13 protein-coding genes are annotated in these 21,536 nt (G+C 44.3%); 8 read left to right on the forward strand and 5 right to left on the reverse strand.

What is annotated here, in order from left to right; all coding sequences use genetic code 11:
• Nucleotides 1–6 precede the first annotated feature (6 nt).
• From EAH55_RS06780 to EAH55_RS06800, 5 genes are all read left to right on the forward strand, one after another.
• Nucleotides 7–1,773 (forward strand): RagB/SusD family nutrient uptake outer membrane protein, encoded by a 1,767-nt coding sequence (locus EAH55_RS06780; RefSeq protein ID WP_121808947.1) that lies wholly within the window; start codon nucleotides 7–9, stop codon nucleotides 1,771–1,773.
• Between the two features lie 72 nt (nucleotides 1,774–1,845).
• Nucleotides 1,846–3,360, forward strand: coding sequence for an alpha-L-fucosidase (locus tag EAH55_RS06785; protein WP_121808948.1), 1,515 nt, complete (start codon nucleotides 1,846–1,848; stop codon nucleotides 3,358–3,360).
• A 129-nt stretch (nucleotides 3,361–3,489) separates the two neighbouring features.
• A complete protein-coding gene (locus EAH55_RS06790; RefSeq protein WP_121808949.1) occupies nucleotides 3,490–5,544 on the forward strand; it encodes a glycoside hydrolase family 2 protein in 2,055 nt (684 codons plus the stop codon).
• A 23-nt stretch (nucleotides 5,545–5,567) separates the two neighbouring features.
• Nucleotides 5,568–7,043, forward strand: a complete 1,476-nt coding sequence (locus EAH55_RS06795) for a right-handed parallel beta-helix repeat-containing protein (RefSeq protein ID WP_162996769.1) — start codon at nucleotides 5,568–5,570, stop codon at nucleotides 7,041–7,043.
• A gap of 62 nt (nucleotides 7,044–7,105) precedes the next feature.
• The gene (locus tag EAH55_RS06800; RefSeq protein ID WP_121808951.1) at nucleotides 7,106–11,182 is read left to right on the forward strand and encodes a hybrid sensor histidine kinase/response regulator transcription factor; all 4,077 of its coding nucleotides are present in this window, start codon (nucleotides 7,106–7,108) and stop codon (nucleotides 11,180–11,182) included.
• Between the two features lie 68 nt (nucleotides 11,183–11,250).
• Here the strand turns inward: EAH55_RS06800 and EAH55_RS06805 are convergent, their stop codons facing one another.
• Together EAH55_RS06805 and EAH55_RS06810 are read right to left on the reverse strand one after the other, a co-directional pair.
• Nucleotides 11,251–11,445 carry a Sec-independent protein translocase subunit TatA/TatB gene (locus EAH55_RS06805; RefSeq protein WP_121808952.1) on the reverse strand — a complete coding sequence of 65 codons (195 nt, stop codon included), beginning with the start codon at nucleotides 11,443–11,445 and terminating at the stop codon, nucleotides 11,251–11,253.
• 21 nt (nucleotides 11,446–11,466) lie between these two features.
• Nucleotides 11,467–12,642 (reverse strand): cupin domain-containing protein, encoded by a 1,176-nt coding sequence (locus EAH55_RS06810; protein WP_121808953.1) that lies wholly within the window; start codon nucleotides 12,640–12,642, stop codon nucleotides 11,467–11,469.
• Between the two features lie 418 nt (nucleotides 12,643–13,060).
• Here EAH55_RS06810 and EAH55_RS06815 point away from each other — a divergent pair, with 418 nt between their 5' ends.
• The 3 genes from EAH55_RS06815 to EAH55_RS06825 all read left to right on the forward strand — a co-directional run bounded on the left by EAH55_RS06815 (nucleotide 13,061) and on the right by EAH55_RS06825 (nucleotide 15,617).
• Nucleotides 13,061–14,113 (forward strand): alpha/beta fold hydrolase, encoded by a 1,053-nt coding sequence (locus EAH55_RS06815; RefSeq protein WP_208644803.1) that lies wholly within the window; start codon nucleotides 13,061–13,063, stop codon nucleotides 14,111–14,113.
• Between the two features lie 63 nt (nucleotides 14,114–14,176).
• On the forward strand, nucleotides 14,177–15,127 hold the full coding sequence (locus EAH55_RS06820) for a heme-binding domain-containing protein (RefSeq protein ID WP_121808954.1): 951 nt from the start codon (nucleotides 14,177–14,179) through the stop codon (nucleotides 15,125–15,127).
• 31 nt (nucleotides 15,128–15,158) lie between these two features.
• A complete protein-coding gene (locus EAH55_RS06825; protein WP_121808955.1) occupies nucleotides 15,159–15,617 on the forward strand; it encodes a hypothetical protein in 459 nt (152 codons plus the stop codon).
• A 124-nt stretch (nucleotides 15,618–15,741) separates the two neighbouring features.
• Here the strand turns inward: EAH55_RS06825 and EAH55_RS06830 are convergent, their stop codons facing one another.
• The 3 genes from EAH55_RS06830 to EAH55_RS06840 are packed head-to-tail and all read right to left on the reverse strand — an operon-like array spanning nucleotide 15,742 to nucleotide 21,443.
• Nucleotides 15,742–16,827 (reverse strand): efflux RND transporter periplasmic adaptor subunit, encoded by a 1,086-nt coding sequence (locus EAH55_RS06830; protein ID WP_121808956.1) that lies wholly within the window; start codon nucleotides 16,825–16,827, stop codon nucleotides 15,742–15,744.
• A gap of 12 nt (nucleotides 16,828–16,839) precedes the next feature.
• The gene (locus EAH55_RS06835) at nucleotides 16,840–20,007 is read right to left on the reverse strand and encodes an efflux RND transporter permease subunit (protein ID WP_121808957.1); all 3,168 of its coding nucleotides are present in this window, start codon (nucleotides 20,005–20,007) and stop codon (nucleotides 16,840–16,842) included.
• An 11-nt stretch (nucleotides 20,008–20,018) separates the two neighbouring features.
• Nucleotides 20,019–21,443: a TolC family protein gene (locus tag EAH55_RS06840; RefSeq protein ID WP_121808958.1), complete on the reverse strand. Its 1,425-nt coding sequence runs from the start codon at nucleotides 21,441–21,443 to the stop codon at nucleotides 20,019–20,021.
• Nucleotides 21,444–21,536: the final 93 nt, after the last annotated feature.

Genomic DNA, 21,536 nt, shown 5'->3' on the forward strand with positions numbered 1-21,536 from the left:
AAAATGATGAAAAAGATATTTATAGCATTACTTACCGTAATTATTGTAACAGGTTGTAAAAAGAACCTGCTTGATACAGCACCATATTCGTCCGTGGCTTCATCTACCATGTGGACAACCGATAACTTTACCGATTTGGGTGTTACCGGGGTTTACCAGGCCCTAAGGCTTGGCGAAAACACAGGCGGCGACAGCGAGCTGGAATTGTATATGTTTGACAGGTTTGCCTATACCGGCCAATACAGAAGCCAGGAATCTATGCTGTCGGGAACCATCACTACAGGTAACTCGCTTTTTAGCAGTACCTGGCAAAACCTTTACGAAGGGGTTCAGCGCGCAAATGATGCCATCAAAAACATACCGTTGAAATCGCCGTCGGATGCTGCCAAAAAAAGCAGGTACGTTGCCGAGTGCAAGTTCTTACGTGCGTATTTTTACCTGAGATTAAACCAATTGTGGAAAGGCGTGCCAATTTACCTTGAGCCGTTTACGGCAGATGAAGCAACAAAACCACGCTCAACAGAAACTGAAGTTTGGAACCAGGTTGTTACCGATTTAACCGATGCCATTAATGAGCCCAATTTACCACAGATCTACGCGGCAGGCGCAGCCAATTACGGTCATGTTACCAAGGGGGCGGCATACGCGTTACGCGGCAAGGCTTATTTGTACTTAAAAAAATGGGATTTGGCCGCGGCTGATTTTAATATGGTAAAATCGGCTGGGTATGCGCTTTTCTCCAATTATGTAACTTTGTTTAAAGCAGCCAATGAACAATGCAGCGAAATGATATTTTCTATCCAGAACGTTGCCGTTGCGGGTGGCGGCACAACCGGTTATGGTTCAACCACACAATGGTTTTGCGGTACCCGTTCATCTTTTGGGTCATGCTGGAACCAATACCTTGTATCGCCAAACCTTGTCGATCTGTACCAAAATCTTGATGGCTCAAACTTTAACTGGGATACGGTATTGCCTGGATACTCAAGTCTTACACCGGCGCAACGTGAGGTTTTCTTTTTGAGGAATAACCTTACCGCTGCCGAGATTACCGCAGCTACAACCAGGGGCGCGGCAATGAATCTATACCTGCCAACCGGTAACGAAGAAAGGATCCTTAAAGCGTATGCCAACCGCGATCCACGTTTGGCGGCTAATGTGATTACACCATACTCTACCTATAATGGTGCCTATAACTCATTAAATGCAACTGTTACCTCACGTTGGCCTTATCGTGCAGAGGCTGCTATTGGTGGCGACCTGCGTACAGATACGCAAAGCTATTTTTATTACCTGTACAGGAAATTTGTTTACGAAGGTATTTCTGAAACCATTAACCGCTCTTACGGGCCAACAGATTTCCCGATCATCAGGTATGCTGATGTGTTGTTAATGTGGGCCGAAGCACTTAATGAGCAGGGTTTAACCTCAGAAGCAGTTGCCAAAGTAAATGAAGTAAGGACAAGGGCAGGGGTTGGCTTATTAAATTCAAGTGCAGCCACAGCGGTAGCCGGGCAGGATGACCTGCGCGAGCGCATCAGGAACGAGCGCAGGGTTGAGTTCCCTAACGAGGGGATCAACTATTTTGATGAATTGCGTTGGAAATCATGGAAAGACAAAGTTTTTTATGCCGGCAATGGCGTAAAACAGGTTTGGGGTGCCAATGTATACACCTACTCGTTCCAGGGCGATTACATTTACAACTGGCCTATCCCTTTGGTTGAAACCCAAAGAAACCCTAACCTTAAACAAAACGACGGGTGGATTAATTAAATAAATTAGAGTTTTACCGTGCGCCGATACAGGCTGCACGGTAAAGCTTTAAAGTAATTTGATCATTATAATATGCCATTTTTTAACAAGCTAATTTTCCCATTATTACTGCTGGCCGGTGCTGCCCATGCGCAAAACGGCAGCTTTACAAGTATATCGCCCGGCGATAAAGAGGCGGATATAATTTATAAAGCTGCTCATGTAACGCCATCTCCAAGGCAATTGAGGTGGCAGCAATTGGAGCTTACCGCGTTCTTTCATTTCGGCATTAACACGTTTACAAATAAGGAGTGGGGCGATGGAAAAGAAGATATCTCGAAATTTAACCCAACTGAACTCAATGCCGAGCAATGGGTTAAAACCGTTAAGGATGCAGGTATAAAACAGGTGATCATCACAGCCAAACATCATGATGGTTTTTGCCTGTGGCCAAGCCGCTTTACTGAGCATAGCATTAAAAATACACCGTATAAAAACGGCAAAGGTGATATTGTTAAGGAAGTAGCCAACGCCTGTAAAAAGTATGGTGTTGGGTTCGGGGTTTATTTATCGCCGTGGGATAGAAACTCGGCGTACTATGGTGATTCGGTTAAATACAATACCTATTTTGAAAACCAACTGACAGAGCTGCTCAGCAATTATGGCAAGGTAGATGAGGTATGGTTTGACGGTGCGAACGGCGAAGGCCCGAATGGTAAAAAGCAGGTTTATGATTTCAATAGTTGGTATAAGCTGATCCGCAGGTTGCAACCTCAAGCAGTAATTGCCATACAAGGGCCTGATGTGCGCTGGGTTGGTACCGAAACTGGTAAAGGCAGGTTAACCGAATGGAGTGTATTACCGGTTGATGAGCAACAACAAAAGAAAATAGCCGACGCGTCGCAAAAGGATGTAATGGTAAAGCCAGTGGTTTATAAAGCGGGTGAGGACCTCGGCAGTCGCGACAGGCTGAAAGGTGCGAAAGGATTGGTTTGGTATCCTGCCGAAACCGATGTATCCATCAGGCCGGGATGGTTTTATCACCCGGCAGAAGACGTAAAGGTTAAAACCGGTAAGGAACTTCTGAATATCTATTTTTCCTCGGTTGGCCGCAATAGTTTATTGTTGCTAAACATTCCTCCCGATACAAGGGGCCTTATTAGAGATAGCGATGTACAAGCCCTGAAAGATTGGACTGAACTACGCGAATCACTTTTTAAAAATAACCTGTTGAAAGGCTTTACGGTTCATTGCCCAAACGGGATCAATAATAATGCGCTCGTGCACGGGCAGGGTTCGTCATTTTGGACAACCAAGGGGAAGGATTCTACCGCTGTAATTGAATTTGATTCGGCTGTTCCGGTATCTTTTAATGTGCTGCAATTGCAGGAAGATATCACCAAGGGCCAGCGGATAGAGAAGTTCTCGCTACAGTACCTTCAGGATGATAAATGGACAGAGATTACATCCGGCACCACTGTGGGTTACAAACGCTTGTTGAACTTCAAGCCGGTTACTGCCGGTAAAGTAAGGCTGGTAATTGAATCATCCCGCTTTAACCCAACGCTTGTATCCGTAGGTTTATTTAAAAGCGATTTTATGCCCTGACATCGGGGATTCGAATAATATTAAATGAGAAAGCTTTCATTGTCTTAACTCCATAATCAATTAAAATTATCAGGCCTGAACCGCAAAATTAACTGGCCCTCGCCGGGCCGGTTTACCTTCTTGTGCTTTATGAATAAACTATTATCAAAATATTTATATCTTTTTTTACTGTTGCTGATCTGTACAAATTATTCATTTGCTCAGATCGGCGCCATCGATGGCCGGCAGGTCTTCAATTTCAACAGCGACTGGAAGTTTCACTTTGCTTATGATATCCGGAAACAGCCTGAAAAGATCAACGTAACCCTGCCCCATACCTGGAATGCCGGTGATGTACTAAAAGGCAAGGCCAATTATGCAAGGGAAGCCGGTATCTATGAAAAAAACTTTTTAGTAAAGGAAAGCTGGAAAAACAAAAGGCTGTTTCTGTATTTTGAAGGGGCGAACAGCGTTGCTGCGGTTTTGATAAACCGACATTTTATTACGGAGCACAAGGGTGGCTATACGGCTTTTTGTATCGAGATAACTGATTGGGTTAAGCCGGGTGAGACTAATAATATTGAAGTACAGGTAAGCAATGCTTACAGAACGGATGTGTTGCCGCTCTGCGGCGATTTTAACGTGTACGGAGGTATTCACCGGCCGGTGTCTTTACTGGTAACATCTAAAGATTGTATTTCTCCATTGGATTATGCTTCACCCGGGGTGTATCTGACGCCGAAAATCTTATCTGATAAAACAGCGGAAGTAAATATCACGACCAAATTATCGGTACATAACACAGGGGATTTAAAGCTTAGGACTGATATCTTGGATGCCGGCAAAAATATCATTGCATCTACCACAAACAGCATTAGCAACAAGCAGCAATGCAACCAAACTATAAATTTAAAGCAGCCTCATTTATGGAACGGTAAGGCCGATCCTTATTTGTATACCGTGAATGTAAGCCTCATGAACAATGAGGTGGTTATTGACCAGGTTACCCAGCCTTTAGGGTTCAGAACTTACCGGGTTGACGCGGACAAAGGATTTATCTTAAACGGCAAATACCTCGATTTGCATGGCGTTGGTTTTCATGAAGATGTGGAAGGTAAAGCTTCAGCCGTTGACAGTGTAGATCTGAATAAAGATATGGAGCTGATTAAAGAGATAGGAGCTACGGCTATCCGCTTAACTCACTATCCACATGGTAAATATTTCTATGACCTCTGCGACAGGAATGGCATGGTGGTATGGTCTGAAATTCCCTTTGTTGGTCCGGGAGGGTACACTGGTGCAGGCTATTTAAAAAATCCGGCTTTGGAAAGCCAGGCGAGGCAGGTATTAACAGAAATGATCCGTCAAAATTATAATCACCCTGCTATTTGTTTCTGGGGTTTATTCAACGAGTTAAAGCTTGATCATGATGACCCTGTACCATTTTTAAAGCAGTTGAATGAATTGGCTAAGCAGGAAGACTCTACCCGTTTAACTACTGCCGCTACCTTTTTAGATGGCAGCCAGTTTAACCAGGTATCAGATATTATTGCCTGGAACAAATACTACGGATGGTACGATGGCGAGTTTAAGCAAATTGGCGTATGGGCAGATAAAACACATCATGACTATCCGCAGAAACCATTTGCCGTAAGCGAATACGGAGCAGGTGGCAGTCCGTTTAAACATGCCGAAAATAAAGACAAGCCAGACGCCGATGGAAAATTTCACCCCGAAGAATGGCAAACCCGTTATCATGAGGTTAACTGGCAGGAGCTTTATAAGCGACCCTTTGTATGGGGCAAGTTTGTATGGGCGCTGGCCGATTTTGGTTCGTCTGTCCGTACCGAAGGCGATGCCGATGGTATCAATGATAAAGGCCTGGTAACATATAACAGGGCGGTTAAAAAGGATGCCTTCTACTTTTATAAAGCTAACTGGAATACCGAGCCTATGTTATATATTACCGACCGGAGGAACACTGTTAGGCATCAGCAGGCAACCGCCGTTAAAGTATACAGCACCAAACCAAATGTGAAACTGATGCTGAACGGTGTTGCCGTAAAAGGCGGTAAGGCCAATGATTTTCACACCACAATATGGGATAACATTACCCTGCAAAAGGGGAAAAATAAAATTGAAGTAAGCAGCAATGTTGACGGGCGTTTGCTGGAAGATTCCTGCGAATGGACACTGGAGAATTAAGCCATTGTATATAAATAAATTGTATGAAGAAATTACTAATGCTGTTTTTATGTAGCAGCGCTGTATTAAAAGTTTTTGGTGGTACCTATTATATCGATGATAAAAAAGGTGATGATAACTTTGATGGTCGTAGTGCCGGTAAGGCCTGGCGTTCATTAAACAGGGTAAACAAACAGGTTTTTGAAGCCGGGGACAGTATCTTATTCAAAAAGGGTGGCATATGGGAAGGGCAATTAACACCGATGGGATCGGGCACAGCAAAAGCCCCGGTTGTTTTCGGCGCTTTCGGAACGGGCGCCCTGCCCGAGATTAAGGCAAACGGTCATTTTAAAGACGCGGTTTTGTTAAAGAACCTGCAAAACATTGTGGTGGAATATCTGGCATTATCAAATTTTGACAGCACTGTTCCTTTTCAAAAAACAGGGCCTACAGGGGTACGGATATTAGCCGAAGATATAGGCACCTTACATAATATCAGGCTTGCCAATTTGTACATTCATGATATTAATGGTGATAATAAAAAAGGATCGGCCGAAGGATATGGCATCTTTTGGGATTGCCAGGGGCCAAAGCCAAGCAATATTGAACATTTACTGATAGAGAATTGTAAAGTGGAGCGGGTTGACCGCAACGGTATTCGTGGTAACGGTACGTTCTCCGTCAGGACAAAATGGTTCCCGAACAAGTACCTGGTGATCCGTAATTGCCTGCTTGACGATATTGGCGGCGATGGTATCGTAGTTAAGGCTTTTGATACCGCCATGATTGAACATAACAAGCTGTTTCGCACCCGCACCAGGGCAAAGGATAACGCGGTGGCCATTTGGCCGCACAGCAGCGATAATACGGTTATACAATACAATGAAGTAGCCTACACGCAAAATGATAACTGGGCCAACGACGGGCAATCTTTTGATATCGACGGCAACAGCAGGAATACCATTATCCAGTACAATTATAGCCATGACAACGAGGGTGGGTTTATGCTGGTGATATCTGATCTTATCAATAAAGATAATGTGATGACTACCGGCAATATCATTCAATATAACTTAAGTGTAAATGATGGATTGAACCGTAAACGGCTTTTTAATTTTGCCGGGGTAACTGATAGCACGATAGTAAAAGGAAATATCTTTTATAACGATGGCCCGAAATACACAACCGAGGTCACGGATATTGAAAACGGCATCCCCGATCATGTGAGCTTTGATGATAATTATTTTTTATTTGCCGGTAAAAACTACGGTGTTTTTACAAAATCGCCAAAGCAGTACAGCAAGGTTTATTTTAATAATAATGTATTTGCCGGTAATATTATTGGCTTAGATAATCTGACCAACTTAAAAAGCTCGGCCAACGTGAAATCCAATCGCCCAAAAACATCTCCAAAAAGCAAATCTTTTCCGTGGATGTACCTGCCAGAAAAGCTCAGGGCATTGGTGCCGGGTTTCCCTGAAAGTTTATACCAGTCATATATTTCAAATGGGCCCCGATGATAAATGCATAGGTGTTGGGTAAGTAAGATAAATTTAATTAGTTTTATTTTCCGGGCGGCGAGATGAAACTAATTATAACCACATTCCTGTTTTGCATATTTATTTCACTATCTGCCTATGGTCAGCGCATAGCATTTGAAAACCTGACGGTAGATAATGGCTTATCTCAAAATTCTGTTTTAGCTATAGTTCAGGATAGCCGGGGCTTTATGTGGTATGGTACGCAGCATGGGCTTAATAAATACAATACCAGGGGCTTTAAGATCTATAAAAATGAGCCTGCCGACCGCTCAAGTATTTCGTCCGATTATATTACATCGCTCGTCGTCGATTCGCACCAGGCGCTTTGGGTGGGCACACGCAACGGTTTAAACAAATATAATCCCGAAACTGATAGTTTTGAACGGGTTAAGCTAAACCGGCACGTTGCCGGCCCTGAAATTATAAGTGCGGTTTACGAGGATAAACACAAAAACATGTGGGTCTGGTCGTCTGATGGGCTGTATCGTTTTTCAAAGCCGACCGGCGAGTTTAGCTCTATCTCTGTGCCCGATTCGGTTGCCGGTTTATATGGTACCAATGTTCATACCATATACCAGGACCATAGCGGTAATTATTGGATGGGTTCATCTGCCGGGCTTAGTAAAATGGAAGAGTTTAAGGGCCGGTACACCTATAAAATGTATAAGCATAATGACAATGCAGCCAATAGCCTGAGCGATAATTATGTAACCACCATTACCGAAGATGCCGCGAATAACTTATGGATAGGCACATTGCACGGCGGCGTGAACCTTTATAACAGCAATTCAGAAACTTTTACTCATTTTTTTGCTAACAATGGTACTAAGGGGCCTGCCAATAATAATATCAGGATCCTTCAGCCCGAAAAATCGGGGAAGATCTGGATAGGTACGCAAAGCGGGCTCAATATTTTAGATCCTCTGACCAGGCAATTCGTAACCTACAGGCATGATCCGGAGGATAAGAACAGTTTAAGTCAAAATTCTATTTACAGTGTTTTTATCGATAATTCAAACACGGTTTGGATTGGTACCTATTGGGGAGGTATCAACATGGTATCCAACCCTAACACAACGTTTTTAACTTATCAAACTGTACATTATCATTCGGCCATTAACAACAATGTGGTAAGCGCAGTTGCCGAGGATGACAGGCACAACCTGTGGATTGGCACAGAAGGGGGCGGCCTGAACTATTTTGACCGCAAGGCAGATGTTGTTACTACCTATCAAAACAAGATAAATGACCCCACATCGCTTGGATCAGACCTGGTGAAAGTGGTTTATATTGATAAAGACAGGAATGTATGGGTAGGTACCCATGGCGGTGGCTTAAATCTGTTTAACCCGGCAAGCCGTAGCTTTAAACGTTTTCTGTATAAGGAAAATGACCCAGTGACGCTTGGCTCAGAAGTGCTTAGCCTCCTGCACGATTCAAAAGGTAATCTTTGGGTGGGCACACAAAACGGACTGCTTATTTTTCGTCAAAGTAATGCGTTGTTGCAACGTGTTGATTTACCTGTGATCAGCAAAATCGGCAAAAAATCGGTATTGGCCTTTTTAGAGGATATGGATTTAAATATCTGGATTGCCACTGCAAGCGGTTTATATAAAACAGATTCTGGCCACAATAAAATAACGGTTTACAAAAAGGAGCAGGGCCTTAAGTCGACCGATATTAACTGTATTTACCAGGATACCAAAAGAAGGATCTGGGTGGGATCTTATTATGGCGGGCTCGCCCTGTATGATACCGCTCTCGAAAAATTTACAGCATATACTGAAAGGGAAGGGTTAACCAATAACAATGTACTCAGCATTTTGGAGGATGAAAAAAACAACCTGTGGATGGGTACAGGTAACGGTTTGTCCAAATTTTCCATCGCCTCGCAAACCTTTAAAAACTACAGTAAAAACGATGGCCTGGGTGGCAATACATTTAATATTAACTCAGGTTGCAAAACAAGTGACGGCGAAATGCTTTTTGGCGGGCTTAACGGCTTAAGCAGCTTCTTTCCTTCAAAAATTGAAGATAACACGATCCCTCCCCCGGTAATTATTACCTCATTAAAGCTATTTAACAAAACGGTAGGGATCAACCAGGCGGATAACCTGCTTTCAAAGGATATCAGCCTTACGCAAAATGTGGTTTTTTCACATGCCCAAAATGTGTTCACCATTGATTTTGCAGCGCTCAATTATATCAAATCTGATAAAAACAGGTATGCCTACAAGCTGGAGCCTTTTGATAAAGATTGGGTGCATACCGATATTCCATCGGCGCCATATACCAACCTCTCGCCTGGGAGCTATACATTTTTTGCAAAGGGCTCAAACAACGATGGTGTTTGGGGCAAGGCGGTTGTGTTACATATTAAAGTATTGCCTCCTTTTTGGGAAACCATCTGGGCTTATGGTTTGTACCTGTTGTTTATCGGCAGCATCGTATTTTTATTGGTACGTTTCATCATATTAAGGGCACTGTTACGGCGGGATAAAGAGCTCACCCATCTAAAGCTTAATTTTTTCACCAATATTTCGCACGAAATCCGCACGCATCTGTCCCTGATATTCGGCCCGGTTGAAAAGATGATCCTCGAAGAAAAGGGCGGCGCGCAAACCCGGCAGCTGCATATCATCAAGAAAAACTCAGACAGTCTGCTGCAATTGGTTAATGAACTGATGGATTTCAGAAAGGCAGAAACCGGGAACCTGAAGTTGCATATCGTGGAGCATAATATTGTAGCTACCATATCAGAAATTTATAACTCTTTTTATGATCACGCGGTATCGGCCAATATCACAATTGACCTGATTGCTTCCGTCGATGTTATTCCGCTTTATTTTGATAAAATACAGTTGGAAAAAGTGTTTTTTAACCTGCTGCATAATGCCTTCAAGTTTACCGGCAGCGGCGGTTATATTAATATTCTGGTAGAGGAGGGGAAAGACAATGTAACCATTACTGTGGCCGATAACGGTAAAGGAATTGCCCCCGAAAACCTGAAGAATTTATTTGAAAACTATTTCCAGGAAAATGACCAGGGTAAACAAAATACAGGTTACGGTATCGGGCTTGCATTGTCAAAAAGTATTATTGAACTGCATAAAGGGTCTATTTCTGTAGAAAGTAAAGTAGCCGCTTCAGGTAACAGGACCTCGTTTGTCGTTAGCCTGCGTAAGGGTGCTGGTCATTTTAAACCGGCCGATTTGCAGAGAACGTCCGTCAATGATTTTCTGAAGGTACAACGGCCTGCGTTGGGTGATGGTTCTGTTACACCCGCGGCTGAATTGGTTGATTTGCCTAAATCTTCAAAAGACAAGAAGCAGACTATCTTACTTGTTGAGGATAACCCCGAGGTGCGTTCATTTATTGTTGAATTTTTGCGGCAGCACTATGAGGTGATCAGCTGCGAAAATGGTGTGAAAGGCTGGGAGGCCGCGAAGGAGCAGATCCCGGATCTTGTTATAAGCGATGTAATGATGCCGGAGATGGATGGCTTTACCTTATGTCATCACATTAAGGAAGATCAAAGGACTAATCATATCCCGGTTATCCTGTTAACCGCCAAGGCATCGGGCGTAAATCATATAGAAGGCCTTAAAATGGGCGCCGACGTTTATCTGACCAAACCTTTCAGTATTGAAGTGCTGCTGCTTCAGGTTAACAACCTGCTAAACGCAAGCGAGAGGATCCGGAAAGCATTCAAAGGGCAGATCACCGCTACTCCTGACCCTATTTGGGATGCCGGTTCTGAAAAAAATATCCGGGCAACAAAAGCTTTGGTTGATACAATAGATAATGAGTTTATCAATAAGCTGGTTCGGATCGTTGAGCACGAACTTGATAATTTAGCTTTCGGCGTTCCTGAACTGGCCAGCGAGATAGGTATGAGTCAGCCTGTATTATACAAAAAGCTGGATGCGCTCACCGGTCTGTCTGTCAATGATTTCATTAAATCTGTTAAAATGAACCATGCGGGGATCTTGCTCAATACCAAACGCTATACCGTTAATGAAGTGGCCTATATGGTTGGTTTTAGCGACAGGAAATATTTTAGTAAAGAGTTTAAAAAACAGTACGGGAAAAACCCTACCGAGTTTATGAATAGTTAGTTAAATGTGTAAGGCAAATGGAAAAGCGGACTTATACCCATTTTTTGCCGCTTTTCCGGGTGATGGGTTTAAACACTTTCATGTCCATCTCTTGCTTTTTCTGTTACAATTTTGGATTCCGTCGAGATCCCGTTTTGTGCGTCTTTAAATTCTTTAATCCCTGTGCCAAGGCCTTTCATTAACTCCGGCACTTTCTTCCCGCCAAATAATAACAACATGGCGAATACGATAAGCAGGATATGTTCTGGCTGTAATAAATTCATGATTCTTATAATTAAATAGGCTTAATAAATACCATTCTGGTGGTTGATGAGCGATGCCGCTTGTTCCAGTGTCATGCCAAAATGATCGGCAATTAATTGGGGCGGGTTTGAGTTTAACCAATCGTTCATCGAAATTTCCTGGTAAACGGGGCTGTTGAATAATATGATCAGTTTCAGGGTTTCGGTTCCGGTATTTTCAATGAAGTGGCCGTATCCTTGTTTAATAAAGCCAACCATTCCTTTATGATAAGGCATGGTTTTTACCCGGCCATGCGAGCCAAAAATGCTTAACTCTCCTTTTCCTTCCATTACATATTGCCATTCGTCGGCGTTTGGGTGCCAGTGCAGTTCACGTATGGCTCCGGGTTCAATATTCATGCGCATAGATGTAATGGTATTTTGAATCGGGAACTCCAGCGATGAAACAAGCTTTACCGAACCACCTTTAAATTCTTGAAAAATGCCTTCTTTTTCCATACTGAATTTATGCATGGAGTTGCTGAACGGAATAGCAGGGTTAATATTTTTTGGCCGGGGTTTCACCGCGATTTTTCCTAAGCCAATATAAAGCTCCTTTTTAGGCAGGCCTGCAAAAAAGCTGGTTGGTAGCCCGGTGTTTTTAGCCATAATAGCCGGCGAAACATGGCTTATCCAATCGGTTACGCTAAACGTACCGAATTCCGAAAAATGACCATTATCGAAACCCAACAGGAAATGGCAAGGCTTATCGCCCAAACATTGCAGCATATGCCCATGGCCTTTAGGGAAAAACCAAATATCCCCTTTTTCAAAATCATCGGTTGAGGTGGTGCCGTCGGGGGTAATTACGGTTGTCCTTACCGCGCCGTCCAATATATAAGCCCACTCGGCAGCAATGGAATGCCAGTGCATTTCGCGGAAAGCTCCCGGCTTAAGGTACATGGAAACACCGGCGATGCTTTGCGAAACCGGGAACTCTTCTACAGTTGCTTCTTTGGCCGAACCACCTGCTCCCTGGTAACCGGTGCTGCCATTTTCTATATCGTAAACAAAATCCTCCAGTTCGGTTTCAGCTTTGGCCTGTCCTTTTGTCCCCGGTTTGCTTAGCGCGGCTTTAGCCTTTTCAGGCATAAGTGTACCAAGTCCTGTTGCAAGTACGGCAGCGCCCATAGCTGTTAATGATGCTGTTGAAAGAAATTCACGTCTTGTAGTTTCCATAAATTGAATGTCTTTTGTTTTTCGAAGACGTTGTAAAATTCCGGAGTCGGAGATTGCATTCTTGACAACATTCGATGAACGGGCAGTACGTGTCGTTAAATTCCGGGGTGCCGTAAAAAATTGGCTGACTGTGTTCGGTGAACAGGCAAAACGTGTCGTTAAAGGTGTTTTTATGTGATGAAAATAATGGAGGCTATTTTCTGAGGCTGATTTTAAATTGCGTCTTTTCCTCAGATAGCTTTTGAATAATGAGTTCCGATCGGCTATCGATATCTATCGGCTCCCGGTCATTATTAAAGCAGTTGTTTAACGATTGTATTTGCCGATTCAACGAATCCTCTTTCCTATGCTTTGGAGGCCCCTATACTTTAGCTTAAGTGAAAAATATTACATAAAATTTAATTTAAAAACTACTATCATGAACAAATTACCATTGAGAAAACGCAACAGCCTGTGGGCTAAAATGAAACTGCTTTTTGTAGCATTGCCGCTAATGAGCTTTGACTCCGCGTATGCAGGTCAGGGCAAGGCAGGGATTGCAAATGTTAACAGTACACAAGTAATAAATCAATCCGCACCAATCAAACAGGTAAAGGCCGGGTTGTTAAATGTGGGTTATATTGAAGCAGGTCCTGCCAGCGGGGAAGCCGTAATACTCCTGCATGGCTGGCCTTATGATATATCCAGTTATAACGAGGTAACAAATATCCTTGCTGCAAAAGGGTACCATGTGCTGGTGCCATATCTGCGTGGTTATGGTACCACCACCTTCCTTTCGGCCTCAACTAAACGTAACGGACAACAGGCGGCCGTAGCAGAAGATATTTTAGCATTTATGGATGCCCTGAAAATTAAAAAGGCAATCCTGGGCGGCTATGACTGGGGAGCACGTACTGCCGATATCATTGCCGCGATATGGCCGGAACGGGTAAAAGGTTTGGTATCGGTAAGTGGTTACCTGATCGGAAGCCAGGCCAGTAATAAAGCGCCACTTCCTCCTAAGGCCGAGTTTGCATGGTGGTACCAATTCTATTTCGCAACAGAGCGGGGCGCTGCCGGATACGCGGCTAACACTGCTGCATTCAATAAGCTGATCTGGCAGTTGGCCTCTCCTAAATGGAACTTCAGTGATTCAACCTACGAGCAGGCTGCCCAGGCATTTAATAATCCGGATCACGTTAAAGTGGTTATTGATAACTACCGCTGGAGGCTGGGCCTTACCCAGGGCGAACCGAAATACGATGCGCTTGAAAAGAAACTTGCCGCGGCTCCGGCTATTGGAGTGCCAACAGTAACGCTTGAAGGCGATGCTAACGGAGCGCCACATCCTGACCCGTCACAATACGCCAATAAGTTTAAAGGCAAGTACGTACACCATACCATTAACGGAGGCATAGGTCATGATCTGCCACAGGAAGCACCTCAAGCTTTTGCAGATGCCATTGTAGAAGTCGACAATTTAGCAAAGTAACCCGTACAGCATTTTATACCACCGGCTCTTTCGCCGGTGGTATAAAGTGAAAAACAAATTGTTATGAAAAAAACACACCCAATAGCAAACCGCAGAGTTGTTTTTATTATCAGTGCATTGGCAGGCGGTTTTATTTTACTGCAGTCTGCATCGCCGGCTATTGTTAATCCTCCGGCGACAAAGGAAATATCTGCCCCGGAAGAGGTTACCCGGATTTTAAAACAGGCCTGCTATGATTGCCATTCTAACGCTGCTGATCCGGCATGGTACGGCCGGATCGCACCGGCCTCTTTTTTTGTTGCACATGACATCAGGGAAGGCCGGTCACGATTTAATTTTTCTGAGTGGGACAAGAACCCGCCTGTAATACAGGAACTATTGTTATGGGAAATGGTTAATGCCATAGAGGAAGGGAAAATGCCACTTAGCCGTTATAGCCTGCTGCATAGCGGTTCGCGGGTATCAGCGTCAGATCTTGCAATACTTAAAAAGTATGTTAATACGCTACCCGGAAGGCATAAAGTTGATACAGCCAGAATTGTGAAGCCGGACACTATTACCTCAAAACTGGCTGATGCAAAGCCGTCGCAAATTCCCGTTTCCCTAAATGGCGTTCCTTACTACGCTGATTATAAAAATTGGAGGATCATCAGTGTAACAGATAAATATGATGGCGGAAGTATGCGTGTAGTATACGCCAATGCTATTATGTACAATGCTATAAAATCAAAAAAAATGCCTTTCCCGGATGGAGCTATAATGGTTAAAGCCGTTTGGGGCAAGCAGCAGGAAAGCAGCGATGGCATAGTAAGGCCCGGCAATTTTCAAAATGTGCAGGTTATGGTAAAGGATAGTAGGAAATATGCGGCGACCGAAGGTTGGGGATTTGCCAAATTCGATGGGTTCGGACTGAAGCCATACGGAAAAACCGCGATTTTTGACAGGACCTGTATCAATTGCCATAGGTTACTGGCTCCTGAAAGCGATTTCGTCTTTAATGTTCCCACCAAATAAATCACTAATCTGTAAACTAAAATATAAGATCATGTTGAAAGTAATTTCATGCACATTATCTGTAGCGCTGCTATGTGGGGCCTGTCAGCAAAAAAAGAATGCTGTGCTGGCCCCCGAATATCTATATGAGGTTAAAAACCAGAAACCTATTTGTTCATTGATCGACAATAAAAAAGGTAATATCCTAATGCTTTATGGAAATGATATTGCGCTGTGTGCAGCCAATTACCCGGTTGCGAAGCAGTTGCCCGGCGCATATTATACCCTGGTAACATGGAAACAAAAGCAAATGCCAAGCTGGTACGGCACCAATATGAATGGTGAAATTTATACTGTTGAAACCCTTAAAATTTCGCAGACTGACATAGAGCCGCTCAAATCCGATTATCAGTTTGTGCCTGGCAGTTCATATATTTCAACTGTTGCACGGCCTGACCGCAACGAGCGGATTCGTTTTATAATAGATCAGCGGGCTGCCGTATTACCCTAAAGCGGAGGGTATTTTACTGCAGGGATCGAAAAGCTTTCTCTAAATAAAAAGGCTAATGCACATCGCATTAGCCTTTTTATTTAAACCATCATGAAGCAACGGCTCATGATGGGTAATTTGGTGTTTATCTTTTTACATTGATCGGTGCACCCTCCTTTAGTTCATCGGTAGCATTGGTAACCAATATATCGCCTGTATGCAGCTTGCCATAAACTTCGAGGCTGTCGGCCGTTTCTCTTCCCTTTTGCACGTCAACCCATTGCGCTTTGTTGTTAACAACCTTTATCACAAATACCCGCTGTGAGTTTTGTGTCACTGCGCTTTGAGGCACAATAAAGGTTTTTTGTGTGTTGTTGAGTTGAAGGCTTACCTGGGCAAACATACCCGGCAATAACTGCCTGTCATTGTTAACAATATCCATCTGCATCTGCTCTGTCCTGAGTGTTTGATCCATACTTCCCGATTTCCGGTTCACTACAGCTGCAAATTGCTTCCCTGGTAATGTCTTTACCGAAAAATGAACGGTATCCTTATCGGTGAAATAAGCTGTTGCTGCTTCCGGTACATCTACAACCAGCCGTAATTTGGTTTGTTGCTGAAGGGTGAGCATCGGTTTATTGGAGCTTTTGTCTGATGGGGTAACGTAAGCTCCCGCATACACATTACGTGAGCTGATCACGCCGTCAAACGGGGCCCTTACTTCAAGATAATCTTTTAAATCGCCTGACAGTTGGTAGGCAGATCTGGCAGCGAGCAGGGAAGCGCTATCGGCACTCATTTTGGCATGCGCCAGTTCAAGGTCATTGGGTGATATGGTGCCCGGGGTCCGGCTCGTTCTGTAAAGCCGGTCATAGGTAGCTTTACTACCGCGATAAATTGCTTCTTTGGTATGAAGATCTTCTTGCGACTGCTTAAGCGCGGCAATCATTTCCGGAGCTTCAAGCGTAATGAGCAACTGGCCCTTATGCACCTGGCTACCGATATCTACCGTCATCGTTTTGATGAACCCATTTACTTTGGCGTAAAGGTCGACAGCTTGATAGGGTTGAAGCACACCTGGAATGCTCATACTGGTATGTAGATCACCTTCCCGAAGCCTGATAACCGGGGTTGTTTGTATGGTTTGCACAGGTTGCTTATTTTGATTACTTCCGCATGAGGCAAACAGGCTACCGGCCAGCATGCACAGGATATATTGATATGATTTCATGATTTCTTTTTTTTATGAGTTTTTAGGATCGAAGTATACACTTAGCTGGTCGTCAGGATCGAGCGAAACACTGTTGGTGGTTGACTTTTGTTGCACCAGGTAAAAGATTACCGGCAAAATGAACAGGGAAACAAAAGTTGATGCAATTAGCCCGCCTATAACAGCCCTGCCCAAAGGAGCTGTTTGTCCGCCGGCTTCACCCAGTCCGGTTGCCATTGGGATCATGCCCGCAATCATGGCAATGGTGGTCATCAGGATTGGCCTGAGCCTTAATTCCATCGCTTCAATAGCTGATTCCATGGCATTTTTACCGCTTTTCCTGATTTCTTCTGCATTAGAAATTAACAGGATAGCATTGGAAACAGAAACCCCGACAGACATGATTATACCCATGTATGATTGGAGGTTGAGGCTTGACCCCGTTGCAAGCAAAATGAGCAGGGAGCCAACCAATACGCCTGGTATCGCTGTAATAACAGTAAAGCCTAAGCGGAACGACTGATAATTTGCAGACAGCATCAGCAATAAAACGATAATAGTAATCAACAAACCGGATTGCAGGCTGGCGAGCGTCTGGTCAAGCAGGATAGTTAATCCCCTTACCTCTACCGAAATTCCGCGAGGTGGTGTGTTGCTGTTTTTCAGGATCTTATTTACAGCTGCCGAGGCGGAGCCGAGGTCTTTATTATAAATATTAGCTATTATTGATAAGTAGCGTGTAGCCCCCTTACGGTCATATTCGCCTACTATCGGCTGCATGTTAAAGGTGCAAACATCGCCGAGTACAGGCCTTGCGCTGTTCTTGAATATCGGAACCTCGGCAAGGTCGTCAAGGCTGCCCATATCGGGTTGCGGTATCTCCACCTGCACGTTATAGGAATTGGCATTGGTTTGATCAAGCCATAAAATCTTATCAGTAAAGCGGCTGGATGATGTGGCCTGGGTAATACAATTGCTAACCTGTGTCATGGTAAGGCCCATCTGTGTTACTTTGTCACGGTCAATATTGATATGGATCGCCGGGCTTTTCAACTGCTCTTTCAGTTGCACATCCCTTAAAAACGGAACCTGTTTCAACTGCGATATCAGGGTATCTGCATACTGCTGCCCCTGGGCTATATCTTTACCAATTACAGCTATCTCGACAGGTGTAGATGAACCCTGGCTCATGATCTTGCTGGTTAAATCAATCGGCTCGAATGATAGTGTCACATCCGGCATGGCTTTATGAAGCGCTTTCCGCAGGTTTTCCTTAACATCCTGGATGTTTTCCTTGTAATTGTCGCTCAGGTTAACCTGCATAACAATCTCGTTAGAAGAACTCATAAACAAAATGACCGGCAAAGTTGGAAACGAAGAAGGGTGCTGCCCTGCAAAAGCAGATATAATATCAACATTGTTTTTACCTACAGTTTGATATAATACCTGTTGGGCTTCAAGCATCGTTTTTTCGGTTTGCTCAAGCCTGGTTCCCTGTGGTGCCCTGATCCGGACCTGGAATTGCCCGCTGTTTAGTTTAGGCAGGATATCCTTACCTATTATGGATACGCTGAAGCCAACTATGATGAAAGAAATGGCCACGTAAAGCACGACACTTGCGCGGCTGCGGCTCATCATCCATTTTACTATTTGCACGCAGGCTGCCTTAAACCGGTCGAACCGGTTTGGCTTATCCGCTGTTTGGGGTTTTTCTTCATGATGTTTCGGAACTTTAAGTACCCAGTTGGCCAATACAGGCACAAGCGTTTGTGATAAAAGGAATGCTGCTATCATGGAAAATCCTACTGCTAATGACAAGGGTAGGAACATGCCCTGGGGTACGCCGGTCATGAAAAAGGCAGGCACAAAAACTGCCAGGATGCTAAGGAGGATCAGGAGTTTTGGCAGTGCAATCTCTTCACAGGCGTCGGCTACGGCGCGGGCCTTTTTCTTGCCCATTTCCATATGCCTGTGAATATTTTCAATCGTCACGGTCGACTCATCTACCAGGATACCGATAGCCAGCGCAAGACCGCTCAGCGTCATGATGTTCAGCGTTTGCCCAAACAGCTTCAACACCAGTGTGCCTATAATTACAGAAAGTGGGATATTCACCACTACGATAAAGGCGCTTCTCTTATCGCGTAAAAACAGCAATACCATTAATCCTGCCAGGATGGCTCCTGTAACACCTTCGCTGATAAGACTTTTTACCGCGTTGATCACGTAAACGGACTCATCAAACTCAAACTTTAAAGAAACATCCGGCGGCAAAAGGCTTTGCATATTTGGAATTGCCTTTTTCAAATCCTGCACTACCGACCATGTGGAGGCGCTGGAAGCCTTGATTACGGGGATGTAAATCGCTCTTTTACCATTAATGTAAGCAAAGCCGGTAGTAATATCAGCCCCATCTACCACCCTTGCCACATCTTTAAGATAGATGGTTGCTCCATTTTGATAAAGCAGCGGAATTTTTTCAAAGTCCTTAACCTTGTTCAATACGGTATTGGAAGGTGTTAGGTAGGAGGTACGCCCGATGCTGACGGTTCCTGCCGGCGAGATATGGTTGTTATCCTTTATAGCCGCGGTGATCTGGTCGGCAGTTACACCATGGCTGCGCATCAGGTCTGGGTCAACATTAATAACAACAGTTCTGGCATTACCGCCAATAGGTGGTGGCGAGGTTAGACCGGCAATTTTAGAAAAGTTGGGCCTGACATATAAACTGGCCAAATCCTGCAGCTCGTTGTTACTACGTTTCGAGCTACTGATAGTCAACTGTCCTACAGGTAACGTAGAGGCATCAAAGCGAATAATGATGGGCGGCGGGGTTCCCGGAGGCATTTCGGCGAAAGCCCTGTTGGTAAGCGAGGTAACTTCTGCCGCCGCCTGCGCCATGTTTGTACCATCATAAAAACTCAGCTTGAGTAAGCTCAAGCCTTCTATGTTATTGGTTTCTATTGATTTGATACCACTTACATATAGGTATAAGTTTTGATAATTGGTAGAAACAAAGCCCTCCATTTGCTGGGGCGACATGCCCCCGTAAGGTTGCGAAACGTATATGGTAGGCAGGTTAATGTTCGGAAAAATATCAATATTGATTTTTGTGGCGGCAATTATCCCCGCCAGCACTACGCCAATTACAACGACAATCACCGTTATTGGCTTCCTTAATGAAGATTGAATAAGATTCATGATCGTTGTATTTAATATTGGTTAATAAATAGGTCTAAATTTCCCGAAGAACCGGCCATATACAGTAGCGCCTGCCATACCGCGTTACCGGCGATATCCTTGTTTGTCTCCGCCCGGTTCAAGTCGTACAGCGTTTGCGTCACATCAACTATAGTAGCAAGGCCGTTGCTGTATAGGGTCTTTTTTTGCTCATAAGCGTCACTTGCCGCTTTTAACAAAATGGGGGCTTCCCGGTATTTTTGCAGGGCGTTAACCAATTGCTTATTCCCTTCTTCCAACTGATTGGTAAGGTTGGTTTCCTGGTAGTGATATTCGTTGGTCAGTCCATCGGCATAATAGCGCTGGCTCTTGAGCCTGGAACTAACCCTGCCCATGTTTGACAGGTTCCAGGAAACACCTACTCCAATGAGATAATTTCCCCGTAAGGGCGCAATACCATTAAAGTAGCCTTGATTATAACTGCCGGGATCAGCCGGATTATAGCTTGTCCCGAAACCTGAGCCCCTGTCTTGCAACGTGCCAAAAAATGAAACTTTAGGCAGGCTGGTTTTGGAAAGGTAGGCAGCATCAAGCTCACTGCTTTTTACCCGCTCTGCCAGGAACCTCAATTGAGGGTGATTGGAGATATCATAAACAGGGCGCTGCGGGAGCTGCGCGGGTAGTTGATTGATATATAAGCTATCTAACAGGAAATCCTGTTTGGTCATGCCTAATTGCATGGCCAGGTTGGCAGCCTGTTTTTGTTCAAAAGCAATCGCGTCTGTCAATGCATTCTTAGCTTGTGACAACTGGGCATTAGCGATTGAACTGTCCACCCCTGCATTTAAGCCATTAACTGTACGGGTGAGGATCACCTCCCTCAGCGCAGAAACCCTGGAAAGATTTACTTTCTCAGAATAATGCAGGCGTTGTGCATCAAGTAAATTCAGATAGGCGGATGCCGCCCTTACCTGTTGTTGAAACTTTTCCTGTTCAAGGTCGGCTTCATCCCGGTCATAAATTCCTTTGGCATCGGCTACGTGTGCTTTTTGCAAGCCAAATGAAAAAATATTCCAGTTGATTTCTGATGAATAGAGCGCGGCAAAGGCGGCGTTCCAATTTTGAGAAGCGGAAACCGGACCCGATGTAGTCGAGATTAATCCGTTAATGCCCGAAGGGGGCCCGTTGAGGCCATTAATTGTACCATAGCCCTGTTGCGCGGAAAGGATGAAATCCGGTGATCCATCGCGCCTGGCTGCGGTGATATTTTCTTTGGAAGCATTGGCGTAATTAGCCTTTGCTTTTAATAATTCCTGCCGTGAGAGTGTAAGTTGCAGGGCCTCTTTCATACTCAGCACATGACCATTGTTTTCCTGGGCAATGGCAGGCAGCGTTCTCAATCCCAGATATAATGTTAACGTGAGACTGAAAACTAAAAACTTTATGTTCGTTTTCATTTGGAAAAAATTAAAATATGCATGTTATAAGCCCGAAAAGGCCCATTATTAGCTGTTAGATAAGTCGGCGAAACCGGCCTATCAGCGACAATC

It is taken from the genome of Mucilaginibacter kameinonensis (assembly GCF_003675385.1).
Lineage (GTDB): Bacteria > Bacteroidota > Bacteroidia > Sphingobacteriales > Sphingobacteriaceae > Mucilaginibacter > Mucilaginibacter kameinonensis.